Origin of the sequence: Streptomyces sp. NBC_00443 (genome assembly GCF_036014175.1) — a bacterium.
Taxonomy (GTDB): domain Bacteria; phylum Actinomycetota; class Actinomycetes; order Streptomycetales; family Streptomycetaceae; genus Streptomyces.
On sequence record NZ_CP107917.1, the window covers coordinates 1,846,031 to 1,857,905 of the forward strand.

General features: G+C 72.1%; 11 protein-coding genes. 5 read left to right on the forward strand and 6 right to left on the reverse strand.

Annotated elements, in window-relative coordinates; genetic code table 11:
* Positions 1–11: 11 nt before the first annotated feature.
* Positions 12–1,736, reverse strand: a complete 1,725-nt coding sequence (locus OHO27_RS08315; protein WP_328421804.1) for a PHP domain-containing protein — start codon at positions 1,734–1,736, stop codon at positions 12–14.
* 262 nt (positions 1,737–1,998) lie between these two features.
* On the opposite strand from OHO27_RS08315, the gene OHO27_RS08320 reads away from it, so the two are divergent.
* The 5 genes from OHO27_RS08320 to OHO27_RS08340 all read left to right on the forward strand — a co-directional run bounded on the left by OHO27_RS08320 (position 1,999) and on the right by OHO27_RS08340 (position 7,080).
* Positions 1,999–3,321 (forward strand): jacalin-like lectin, encoded by a 1,323-nt coding sequence (locus tag OHO27_RS08320; RefSeq protein ID WP_328421806.1) that lies wholly within the window; start codon positions 1,999–2,001, stop codon positions 3,319–3,321.
* 84 nt (positions 3,322–3,405) lie between these two features.
* Positions 3,406–3,996 (forward strand): GNAT family N-acetyltransferase, encoded by a 591-nt coding sequence (locus tag OHO27_RS08325; RefSeq protein ID WP_328421808.1) that lies wholly within the window; start codon positions 3,406–3,408, stop codon positions 3,994–3,996.
* 207 nt (positions 3,997–4,203) lie between these two features.
* Entirely contained in the window at positions 4,204–4,806 is a 603-nt protein-coding gene (locus OHO27_RS08330) for a TetR-like C-terminal domain-containing protein (RefSeq protein ID WP_328421810.1), read from the forward strand.
* A 59-nt stretch (positions 4,807–4,865) separates the two neighbouring features.
* Positions 4,866–6,299 (forward strand): hypothetical protein, encoded by a 1,434-nt coding sequence (locus OHO27_RS08335; protein ID WP_328421812.1) that lies wholly within the window; start codon positions 4,866–4,868, stop codon positions 6,297–6,299.
* 52 nt (positions 6,300–6,351) lie between these two features.
* Positions 6,352–7,080, forward strand: coding sequence for a hypothetical protein (locus tag OHO27_RS08340; RefSeq protein ID WP_328421813.1), 729 nt, complete (start codon positions 6,352–6,354; stop codon positions 7,078–7,080).
* Here OHO27_RS08340 and OHO27_RS08345 read toward each other — a convergent pair.
* The 5 genes from OHO27_RS08345 to OHO27_RS08365 all read right to left on the reverse strand — a co-directional run bounded on the left by OHO27_RS08345 (position 7,067) and on the right by OHO27_RS08365 (position 11,701).
* Entirely contained in the window at positions 7,067–7,492 is a 426-nt protein-coding gene (locus OHO27_RS08345; RefSeq protein WP_443059524.1) for an NUDIX hydrolase, read from the reverse strand. The genes OHO27_RS08340 and OHO27_RS08345 overlap by 14 nt on opposite strands.
* Positions 7,493–7,569: 77 nt before the next feature.
* A complete protein-coding gene (locus tag OHO27_RS08350) occupies positions 7,570–8,361 on the reverse strand; it encodes an isocitrate lyase/PEP mutase family protein (protein WP_328421815.1) in 792 nt (263 codons plus the stop codon).
* A gap of 25 nt (positions 8,362–8,386) precedes the next feature.
* Positions 8,387–8,845, reverse strand: coding sequence for a hypothetical protein (locus tag OHO27_RS08355; RefSeq protein WP_328421817.1), 459 nt, complete (start codon positions 8,843–8,845; stop codon positions 8,387–8,389).
* A 66-nt stretch (positions 8,846–8,911) separates the two neighbouring features.
* Positions 8,912–10,603, reverse strand: coding sequence for a DUF2264 domain-containing protein (locus OHO27_RS08360; protein WP_328421819.1), 1,692 nt, complete (start codon positions 10,601–10,603; stop codon positions 8,912–8,914).
* A gap of 69 nt (positions 10,604–10,672) precedes the next feature.
* Positions 10,673–11,701 (reverse strand): rhamnogalacturonan acetylesterase, encoded by a 1,029-nt coding sequence (locus OHO27_RS08365; protein WP_328421821.1) that lies wholly within the window; start codon positions 11,699–11,701, stop codon positions 10,673–10,675.
* Positions 11,702–11,875: the final 174 nt, after the last annotated feature.

The window sequence follows — 11,875 nt, forward strand, 5'->3', positions numbered from 1 at the left end:
AACGTACGGTGTCACGAGGGCAGGACCCACACGGGGTTGGTGTAGAACCACAGGTCGCGCCACGGGTCGGCGTCGCCGACGACGTCGATGGCCGGGCCGGCCGGGTCGACGGCCGCGCCCATCGCGCCGACGGCGCCGCGGTTGCCGTCGGAGCCGCGCAGGCGGACGTAGACGGGGCGGTCGACCTTGCCGAGGTCGTACGTGAGGCTGACGACGCCGGTCGACTTGTTCACCTCGTAGGACTTGACCACCTTCGCCGTCGGCGCGGTGAAGGTGTCCCTGTCCGCGGCCGGGCCGGTCACATCGCCCTTGATGACGTCCACGCGGGCCAACTTCGGTACGAAGCCCGCCCAGTTGGGGCCGCCCGCCATCGCCACGTCGACCGTCAGGGTGACGCTCGTGCCCTTCCTGACGTGCAGGGCGCCGCCGAGCGTGGCCCAGCGGCGGCCGCCCATCAGGCGGACGTCGAGGCCGCTGAGCAGCTGGCCGTGGTCGACCCAGATGCGGCCCGCGCGGATGCCGTCCATGACGGCGGCGTAGGAGAAGCCGTCGGAGCCGACGTGCGTACGGCTGTACTGGCCGGGCCAGTAGTCGCCCTGGGTGATGTCGATCCGGCCGGCGTAGACCGGGTCGTCGTAGCGCCCGTTGGCCTCGAAGTTTCCGCCCCCGCGCGCGGCCGTGTCCCCGTACACCTGGTGGGAGTCGGAGTTGGCGGTGATCCACCACGGCTTGCCCTCGGCGAGGAGGCTGTCCCACAGGCCGCCGACGGTCGCGGTCATCCAGTCGAAGCCGCCCCAGGTGCGGTAGCTCTCCAGGGGGTAGCCGGCGAAGGAGTTGGCGCCGGGGTTGTTGTCGTAGATGCCGCGGGCGCGGGCCATGCCGAGGGGTGCGGGCAGGCCGGCCGCCTGGTGGCCCGGGGCGCCCTCGAAGCCGATGGCGATCTGCCGGGTGCGGCCCGCGTCCCGCCAGCCGCGGATCTCGTGCGGGGAGTCGACACCGCGCCGCGCCGGGTGGTTGGCGAGCATCAGCGCGTCCTTGACCTTGCGCCTTTCCACCTGCTCGGCAAGGAAGTCGAGCCCGGCGATGGCGAGCGCCTCGTTGGCGGTCGTCGAGTCGCCGGCGTTCTTCACGCTGCCGTCGTAGTCGTTCTCGAACTGCTTGAGGACGGAGACCTCGTTCTTGCCGGGGTGCACGAACACGGTGCCGTGTTCTGCGGCCGGGATGTTCCACTCCAGGCCCTGGAAGACGAGCGTGTCCTCGTACGCGGACCGGGCCGCCCGGATGTCCGGGTTGACCTTCTCGACGCCGATCTTGGCGTGGGTGATGCTGCCGTGGTCGGTGATGACCAGCCAGTCCATGCCGTGCTTGGCGCCCTGGCGGACCTGGTCGACGACGCGGTACTTGCCGTCGCTGCTGTACTGGGTGTGGATGTGGTGGTCACCGGCCAGCCACAGGAAGCCGTTCGGTCTACGGCCGCCCGAGGCCGGGGACGTCGAGGCGGCGGGCGTGGCGGCGGCCGTGGCCGGGGCGATCACGCTGCCGGCGGCCAGCCCGGCGCCCAGCAGGCCCGTCCGGCGCAGGAGCGTGCGGCGCGACTGCTGCTCGGGGGTCAGGGCCTCGTCGGGCACGGAGGTGTCGAAGGCGGCGGGCAGGGCGGATGCCGCCGCGTCGTGCGAGTGGTCGTGGTCATGGCCGTGTCCGTGTTGGTGATGACCGTGCGCGTGTCCGTGTCCCATGAAAGGCCTCCTGGATGCCGCTGCCGTCCGGCGCCTGCCGTTGGGCGGCTGCCCTCTTCGGCGCTGCTGCGCCGTGTGTGGAGGATCAAGGCGAAACATGAACGTTGAACGAGCGGCGAGTGGCTGCCGGGTGCCCCGGACGCGGCGGATCGTCACGTCCCTCACTGTTTCCCCAACGGCCCTTGTACGTCATCCTCGTTGACACGGAACCTGAGCATCGCTCACCTTCTTGGCCCCCGTGACCCCCGGAGACTCCCCCACCATGAGAAGACTCATCGGCACCCTCGCGGCCGCCGCACTTGCCCTCACCGGCCTCGCCACCACCGCGGCCACGCCCGCGACGGCCGCCGACTCCGGCACCTTCAACGTCCTGACGTACAACATCGCCGGCCTCCCCCTCGGCCTCGGCGACAGCGACCCGGAGACGAACACCCCGCTCATCGGGCAGCGGCTGGCGCCGTACGACATCGTCAACGTCCAGGAGGACTTCAACTACCACGCCTCGCTGTACGCCAACGACACCCACCCGTACCGCACGGCCACCAGCGGTGGCGCGGGCATCGGCGACGGCCTCAACACCCTCTCCGACCACTCCTTCGAGGACTTCGAGCGGGTGAAGTGGAACAAATGCACCGGCACGAACTGCCTGACCCCGAAGGGCTTCACGCTCGCCCGGGTGCGCCTGGCCGAGGGCGTGTTCGTGGACCTCTACAACGTTCACACCAACGCCGACTCCGACGACGCCGCCCTCGCCGCCCGCCGCGCCAACGTCGAACAGCTGTCGGACTTCATCCAGGCGAACTCGTCCGGCAACGCCGTCATCGTCATGGGCGACACCAACACCCGCTACACGCGCACCGGCGACAACATCCGCACGCTGGTCGCCGAGAACGGCCTGACCGACGCCTGGGTGCAGTTGGTCAAGGGCGGCACTCCCCCGGCGGCGGGCGGCGACGCCCTGGTCTGCGACGCGGCTGCCCCGACCAATGACTGCGAGGTCGTCGACAAGGTCCTCTACCGCGGCAGCAAGCTGCTGGGCCTGAACGCCACCCGCTACGACAACGACTGGGCGACCTTCCTCCGCTCGGACGGCAAGCACCTCTCCGACCACTTCCCGCACGCGGTCGACTTCTCCTACACCCTCAACTCGTCCCTCAGGGCCGGCGACTTCTTCGGCGGTCCGCACGGCACGGCCTTCAACGACGCGGACAACCTGCCGGCGTCCGTGTCCCCGCGCACCCTCACCCTGCGCGGCGGCACCCGCCTGGACGCGGTGTCCCTCAGCCACGACGGGGGCACCGCCCTCACCCACGGCGGCAGCACGGGCGGCACGGCGACGTCCCTGACCCTGGCCGGCGGCGAGCACCTCACCGCCGTAAAGCTGACGCAGGGCCAGAAGGACGGCCGTACGCGGATCTTCTCGGCGGCCTTCACCACGGACAAGGGCCGCACCCTCTCCGCCGGTACGGCGACCTCGGCGACCAAGACCTTCACGGCGCCGTCCGGTTGGCAGATCGTCGGGTTCACGGGCCGGTCGGGAGACGAGATCGACAAACTCGGGGTGCTGTACGCGCCGATCAGCTGATCCCCGCCCGCGGGACGCCTCCGCCCGGACGGTCCTGCGCACCCCGTCCGGGCGGGAGCTCCACGTCCGCCGTACGGTCGTGGCATGGAGACGACCGGGGACGATGCGACGGTGCTCGGCGGGGCGGGCTCCATCCGCTACCGGCCTGCGCGACCGGAGGACGGGACGGCCCTTGCGGAACTCGACGGTTCCTTCACGACGGACTCCGTGTTCGAGGTGGCCGCGACCGCGGACGGATTCAGCATCCGCCGGACTCCCGTGCAGCCTCCCCTCCACAAGGTCTTCCCCGCCGATGACGGCAGCGAGGACGACGACGGCCCTCCGGAGCTGAACCGGACGGTGGTCGCCTTCGACGGGGACCGGCTGTGCGGCGTGGTGGAGACCTCCTTCGCCCCATGGAACGCCCGCTTGACCATCCGCGACATCGAGGTCGCTCCGGCGTGGCGGGGCACGGGGATCGGGCGAACCCTGATGAACCACGCCTTCGACTTCGCGCGGGAGTGCGGGGCCGACCATGTCTGGCTGGAGGTCAGCAACATCAACGCTCCCGCGATTCGCGCCTACCTCCGCATGGGCTTCACCTTCTGCGGGCTGGACACCTCGCTCTACGACGGCACGGAGTCGGCCGGTGAGCAGGCACTCTTCATGGCCCGCCGGGTGCCTGACGAGTCATGAGAGCGCCTGCGCGGTGCCATGGGGTCCGAACGGGCCCTCCAGGCTGACCTCACTCGCTCCGCAGCACCTCGGCGATCGTCAGCCGCCCCGCCCTCCGCGCCCAGGCCGTCGTCCTGGCGTACGAGACGGGGTTGGTCCGGCCCGGCACTCACTAGGATGGCTCCTAGGGGCCTTAGGCCAGTCTCATCTCCGGAGGTCACCCACCCCATGGCCCGCGCTGGACTCACCGCCGACCGCCTCGCCGCGGCCGCCGCCGAACTCGCCGACGAGGTCGGGTTCGAGAACGTCACCCTGTCCGCGCTGGCCCGGCACTTCGGGGTGAAGGACGCGAGTCTGTACTCGCACGTCCGGAACCTGCAGGACCTGCGGACCCGGGTCGCGCTGCTGGCGGGCGGCGAGATGATCGACCGGATCGCCGCCGCCGTCGCCGGGCGGGCCGGCAAGGACGCGCTGGCCGCGTTCGCGGACGCGTACCGGGAGTACGCCCTTCAGCACCCGGGCCGCTACGCGGCGACCCAGATCCGCATCGACCAGACCCTCGTCGCCGACTCCCCCGCCATGCGCCGCACCGCCGAGATCACCTACGGGATGCTCCGCGCGTACGGCCTGGAGGAACCCGACCTCACCGACGCCGTCCGCCTGCTGCGCAGCACCTTCCACGGCTACTGCGCCCTGGAGTCCACCGGCGCCTTCGGCGCTCCCCGGGACGTACGGGAGTCCTGGGAGCGTGCCGTCGACGCGCTGCACGTGGCGCTCATGAACTGGCCGCGCAGCGAGCACGGCGGGCAGCCACCCCAGGCGCCACGCTGACCACTTAGACTGGAAGCTTCGCGGAGGTCACACGCCGCCACCACGGGGGAGGGTGCGTCTTGTCCCAACAGCAGCTCGGACGCGGCCCCTTGAGGTCCCGTCAGCCCCGCACCGACCCTCCCGCACCCGACGAGGACCCCTCGGACACCTCGCCCCCGGCGCGCTTCGTCGGCTGGCTCGGCGGCCTCGGGGCGGCGGCCGCCGGATATGGCGTGTTCCAGTTCCTGTTCAGTGTGCTGCCCGACTCCCTCGACGGTTCGGCCGCGCGCTATGTGATCTCCGGGATCAGCGGGCTCGCCACCTTCGTCGCCGCATGGCTGGCCGCGGCGCTGCTGCGGGCCCGGACGGCAGCGGCTGCGGCCGCCGATCCCGCGCGGGCCACCGCCGTAGGGCCCGCCGCCATGGCACCGGGGGCGCCCGGCCCGCTTCCGAAGGTCTTCGCCTCCGCCTACGGCACCCTCGTCGACCAGGTGTCGGTCGTGGCGGACCCGGAGCGCGGGCGCCTCACCGGCTGGCCGCACTCCCTCGGCGAGAACACGCCCTCACGGCCGACGCCCGTCGGTACGGCGTACGGCCTGCACATCATGCTCGACCTGGGCGTGCCCGACGGAGGGCTGAGCACCGGCGACCTGGTGGACACCTTGTGGCGGCTGCGGCTCCCGGACGGCGGCTGGTCGGCACGGTCGCAGGGCTCCGAGGCCCGCCCGGAGGTCACCGCCCTGGTGCTGGGCGCACTGGCCCGGGCCGGCACGTCCGCCGACCGGCTGGCTGCCGAGGTGGACCGCTGCACCGGCGCCTTCACCCGGCAACTCGACCGCGCCGGGCTGGAGTCGACGCACGTCGTCACGACCGTGCTGCGCGGGCTGCTGCGTGCCGCACCCCGCTCCGAGATCCTGCCCGCGCTGCGCGAGGTCCTCGCGGACGGCGCGATCAGCGACCCGCGCCGCGACCACCTGCGCTGCTGGGGCTACCGGCTGCAGCCGCCGTACGGCAGACCGTCCCCGCTGCACACCGCGCAGGCCGTCGTCGCCCTGGACCGGGCCGCCCGGGTCCTGGGCGAGGACACGGACGCGCGTGCCGCACGGGCCCGGACCGCCCGCGAGGACGGCGTCCGCTGGCTGCTGTCCTGCCCGGACGCACCGCACGACACCTGCCCGGACCTGGAGAACCTGCACGAGGAGGTACGCCGGCCGCGTACGGACGACCCGTCCCGCCACGAGGTCCTGAACGTACGGCACTTCACCGCCTCCTGGCTGGTCCGCGCCCTGCTCTCGCCGGGTGCCGTGGAGATCGCCCGCGCCGACGGGCTGGAGGACGAGTGGCGGGTGCGGCTGGACGGGGCCGTCGCCGCGGTGTGGGCAGGGCAGACGGACGGCATCTGGTCCTGGGGCCGGGGCGACAGCACCGAGCTGCGACGGCCCATGTGGATGACCTATCAAGGTCTTTCGGCGCTGCGCGCGCATGCCGTATGGATGTACCAGCCGGACGGCTGAACCCGGATGTGACGAGCGGCGTTGGAGCGAGCGCGCGTTGGAGGATGAGTGCATGGGCGGTCGGCAGGTCCTGGCGGCACGGAGGCTGCTGGCCGAGTCGCTGGACGGTGAGCTTCCCGAGCACGAGCGGGTGGCCACGGCCCGCCGTGTCGCCGCCGAACTCGGCGCCCCGGACCGCCTGTTGGAGCTGATCGCGGAACTGGCTTCCGGTGAGGGCGACCCGGAGGGCTGCGCGCGACTGTCGTACCGTCATGTCCTCGGTTTCGACAAGCTGCTGCTGATCGACGGCGGCCCGCGCCGGATGCTCCGCGCGCACGTGTGGCATCCCGGTGCCGGCGCGATCGGCGAGGAGGACGTCCACAACCACCGCTCGCCGCTGGCCTCCTATGTCGTACGGGGTCGACTGGCGATGGAGCTGTACGAGGTCGGCGACGGCGTCGGCGACCTGGCGACGGCCCGCTACGAGGAGTCGCTGGCGGAGCGCTCGGCGGACTGGGTGCTGAGGCCGGCCGGTCCGGCACGGCTGCGGCTGACGCACGTGGGACAGTACGCGGCGGGCAGCTCGTACGCCCTGCCCGCGCACACCCTGCACCGGGCCTGGTGCGACACGGACGAGCCGACGGTGACGCTCTTCCTGGAGACGGGCGCCGAACGGCGGCACCACACCGATGTGTTCACGGCGGCGGGCCCGCATCCGGGCGCGGTGGCGAAGGTGCCACTGGCGGTCGGGGACTATATGGACGCGCTGCGGGAACTGGCGGAACGGCTCAGGGCCTTGTGAACGCCTGCCGCACGATGTCGAGGTTGTACGCGTCGATCTCGACGCTCGTCAGCTCGGCCCGGTCGAGCCAGGCGGCGGCCTGGTCGGGCTCGGGCAGGGTGACCGCGGTGGACAAGGGCCTGACCAGGAAGTTCTCCTGCCAGTTCTTGATCTCGTGACCCCGGTAGTCGCTGAGGAACGAGGACTCGCCGACCTTGCGGACGATCTCGCCGAGCAGTCCGGTCTCTTCCTTCAGCTCACGCAGGGCCCCGTCCTCGGGACTCTCGCCGGGCTCCAGCTTCCCGCAGGGGACACCCCACACCCGTGGCAGGAACCGCTCCCTCTCGCTGCGGCGCACCAGAAGCACCCGCTGTTGGTCGTCCATCACGACGGCGGCCGCCAGTCGCCTGTCGCCGGGGATGTCCATGGTCATGGTTCCTCGGTCCCTCGCCGGTGATGAGTCCAAAGGGTCTGATACCCGGGAAAGAGTCAAGCCTAACAGGGACGCACTCACCGTCGCTGTGAGTCGGATCGCCCCGACAGGCTCGACTCGCCACGGCGGGCGAGGGCGTCCACGGCACCGTACGACGGGGCCGCCCCGCCCGGCGCCCGGCCCTCCCTGATCGCCTCGACCGCCTCCAACGCCGCGCCCAGCGCCCGCCGGTAGAGCAGCGAGCCGAGGCTGACGCGGCGAACGCCGAGGCCGGCCAAGTGGGGGACGGTGGGGCCGGTCGGTGCGTAGAGGACGTTGAGCGGAACGTCGACGTACCGCACCAGGGCGGCGATCTCCCTGGGTTCGCTGAGCCCCGGCACGAACACGCAGTCGGCGCCCGCCTGTTGATAGGCGTCGAGGCGGTCGATCGTCCCCTCACCGTCTCCCGTCCAGTACGTGTCGGTGCGGGCGTTGACGAAGAGACCCGGTGCCGCCGACTTGACCGCGGCGATCTTCGCGGCATGCAGCGCCGTGGAGCCGAGACGGTCCTCCAGGTTGATGCCGACGGCTCCGACGGCCGTGAGTTGCCGCGCGAACTCCCCCACCTCGTCGGGATCCTCGCTGTAACCGTCCTCCGCGTCGACGGAGAGAAGGTACGGGTCCGAGCCGAGGGCCAGGGCGAGCCGCAGTGTCTCGTCGCGGGTCTCCGACGCCCCGTCGGGCAGACCGGCGGCCGCCGCGACACCGAGGCTCGTCGTGCCGATCGCGCGGAATCCCCGCTCTGCGAGGGCCCGCGCCGAGGCGTGGTCCCAGGCGTTGGGGAGCAGCAGGGGCTCGTCGCGGTGGTGGAGTTCGGCGAACGTGGTCATGAGGGGGGCTCCGGTGGTCGGGCGGTCACGACAGGTCTCCGACGGCCTCGGCGTAGTAGGCCGATCCCTCCAGGTGGCGGGCGATGTCGCGGAAGCTCCAGCCTTCGCCGGGCGAGTGGTCGAGCTGGTCGTCGCTCAGGGCGTCCAGTCGGTTGGCCCAGACACGGGCGAGCCGGGTCAGCCGGCTGCGGGCCTCGTCGAGGTCCTGCGGGGTGAAGGGCGCGAGGTCCGCCTCGGTGGTGATGCTGGAGGCGTGCCAGTGGTCGGGCTGGGGCTGCTCGCCCGCCAGCCGTGCCTCCAGCTCGGCCAGGTGGTCGATCAGGTGGTCGGCGACGCGGCGGACCGCCTTGTGCGGGGTGTAGACGCGGTCATCGACACGGGCGAGCGTGCCGTCCCAGTCCGGCCAGGTCGCGGCCAGGGTGAGGACGTGGTCGACCATGGCGGTGACCGCGTCGGCGGGGGCGGGACGGGCGGTTTCGGTCATGCCCCGAACGCTAGGCGCCGGTCGCTTCGGTGCCGGCCGAAGTGACCCGGCCACACTCTTGAATCTTCAGCTGACGTGCACGTCGACGCCCTCGCCGTCCGTCAACCGTGCCTCGACCTTCCGCCCTTCGCTCCAGCGGACGTGGATCACGCCCTCGTCGTCCACCCGCACGGCCACCAGCTCGTCCAGCGGCGTGGGGTTCAGCTCAGCGGTGAGCCGGGCGAGCACCACGAACAGGGTGTCGGTGGCGCCGGTGGCGCCGGAGAGGCGGCCGTCCAGGGCGACGACCGGTCGGATCTCCCCGCGTACGCCGTCCCGGCAGGCCCAACCGGTGACCCGCACCGGCGTCCCCGCCGCCGCTCCCGCCACCAGATGCGCCCGCACCTCCACGGCGCCGTGCGCGAGCACAAGGCTGGTCACCCGGGCGCCCCCACCCGCCGAGTGCCGCGAGGCCGCCCAGCCCTCCCCCACACCGAGCGGCACGATGTCCGTTCGGCTCGCGTCGCTGCCGACGATGACGCTGTTGTCGTACCACCGCGAAGGCACCGTCGCCGTCGAGTAGGCGAGACGCGTGTAGTACGGGTCGTAGCGGACGTCCTCGCTGCCGTGGTTGTGGAGGCGGACCAGGCCGTCCGAACGCGTCGACTGCACCAGCCAGTTGGGGGCGGCGATCGCGGTGACCGCGTCCTCGCGCTCGGCGGGCGCGGGTTCCTCCTGCGCCGTCCAGACGGCGTGGTCCGCCGGCAGGAGCAGGCCGAGGAAGCCCTTGCTCGCCCAGTAGGGGGACGCCGGGCCCGAATAGCCTTGGAGGATCGCCTCGTCGGGGCCGTGCCAGCCGAGGGTCAGCAGACCGTTCGCGTCCACGGCGCCCCGCTCCAGGAAGTACTTGAGCGCGCCGGAGGAGATCCTCCGGGTCTCCCCCGCCGTGAGCGGCGTACGGCCCGTGAGGGCACCCAGCCACAGGGGGGCCGTGGTGGCGAAACGGTAGGTCAGGGAGCGGCCCTGGTGCAGGGGGCCGCCGTCGCCGCCGAACAGGCGGGCGTAGTCCTCCAGATGCCGGGAGAGCCGGCCGCCGTACAGTGCGAGGAGCCGTTCGTCCTGCGCGAGCCAGGCGTGCAGCACGGGGTACAGGTGCATGGCCCAGCCGTTGTAGTAGTCGAACTTGCGGCCGTCGCCGTCCGTGTACCAGCCGCCGCCGACGTACCACTTCTCGATGCGCTCCAGCCCCCGGTCGATCGCCTTGCGGGACTCCTCGGCCTCGTGTCCGATCTCCTGGAGGAAGCCGCCCACGGTCACCGGGAACAGTTCCCAGTTGCAGGGCCAGGCCTCGGCTGTCAGTGCGTCGCCGAGCCAGGCCGCCGCCCGTTGCCGTACCGGGTCGTCCAGCCGGTCCCACAGCAGCGGCCGCGTCAGCCGCAGCGCGAGCGCGATCGAGGCCGCCTCGACCAGGGGCTGGCTGCGGTCCTCGACGCGGGGCCAGCTGCCGCGGACGCCGGCCGCGAGGCCGTCGGCATAGCGCTCCAGCACCGTCTCGTCGCGGCGGAACGCGGCCAGGAGCAGCGTACGGGCGTAGCCCTCCAGGCCGTCGGAGAGGCGGCCCGACCAGCTCTCGTGGTCGCCGGGGAGGTGGTAGAGGGCGCGGTCCTCGGTGGCGTAGGGCTCCACCGCGGCGAGCAGGGCGTCGGCGGCCGCCTCCCAGTGGGCGCGGGTGTAGCCGGTGTGCGGGCTGCGGGTGCGGTCTTCGGGAGGCAGGTGCATCGGGTCTCTTTCTCGCCGGCTCGGTCCGGACCTGGGGCGCCCCGGTTCCGGTCGGAGCGCCCCAGGGGTTCATCCCACCCGCATCAGGCGCTCCGGCACCAGATGCCGGGCGACGAGTTCGTCGCGGACCAGGCCCGCGTACGTCGTGGCGCCGTGCACGGAGGTGTGGGTGTTGTCCCGCTTCTCGTTGTAGAGGTAGAGCGCCTTGGACGCCTCGACGCCGAGGGACTCCACCAGCGCCTTGGTCCTCGCCGTCAGGTCGATCAGGGGGACGTCGTGGGCGGCGGCGACGGAGCGGACGACGGCGGGGTGGTCCACGCCCAGGCCGTTCACGAGCAGGGCCGTGTCGTTGTTCAGCGTGCCGTCGGAGTTGAACCAGCGGCGCACGACGGGCGTCACCAGGACCGGCTCCCCGCCCTCCTCCCGCACGCCCGCCACCAGGGTCTCCAGATTCGCCCGGTACGTCGCCTCGTCGGTGGTCTTGTCGTTGTGGGCGAGCTGGACCAGCACCAGGTCGCCGCGCCGGATCTGCGGCCGGACGGTGGCCCACAGGCGGGAGTCGGCGAGGTAGCTGACCGTGCTCTCGCCCGAGTCGGCGTAGTTGGCGACGGACAGGCCCTTGCGCAGGTACTGCGGCAGCTGCTGGCCCCAGCCGGAGTACGGGTCGCCGGGCTGGTCGCAGACCGTGGAGTCGCCGACGAGGAAGATCTGGCGGGCGTGCCGGGCCACAGTGACCTTGATGTCGGCCAGGGCGGGGGCCGAGCCGCCGAGTTGCAGGTCGAGGCCGGTGGTTCCGGCGGGGCCGGTGGGCTCGCCCTCGGGGGTGCGGACGTTCACGGTGAAGCTGCGGGCGACGCGCTCGCCTGCCTCGGCGGCCGTCTCGGGGAGCAGGGTGCGGCGGGTTTCTCCGGTGATGCTCGTGCTCGACGCGGCCTCGCCGCCGAGGAGGACCTTCACGTCGTACGTGCCGGGCGGGACGTCGAAGTGGCAGGCGGCGGCGGTGCAGTTGGCGTGTGCGGCCCGGGCCGGTACCGCGGTCAGCACGGGCACGGCACCCAACGTGGCGGCCAGCAGTACGACGGAGCTGAAACGTCTCATGCGCGACTCCTCACTCGGACGGACGCGGCGTGCGCCTGGACCGTACCCGTTTTGACAAGCGCTTTCTAGACGTCGATGAGGATTGGAAGCAATGCCCAGCCCAAGCTCGCGCAAGCCCTTTCGCCAAATCGATTCAACTGTCACCCTGCACAACACCCGCACCCCACACTCCGA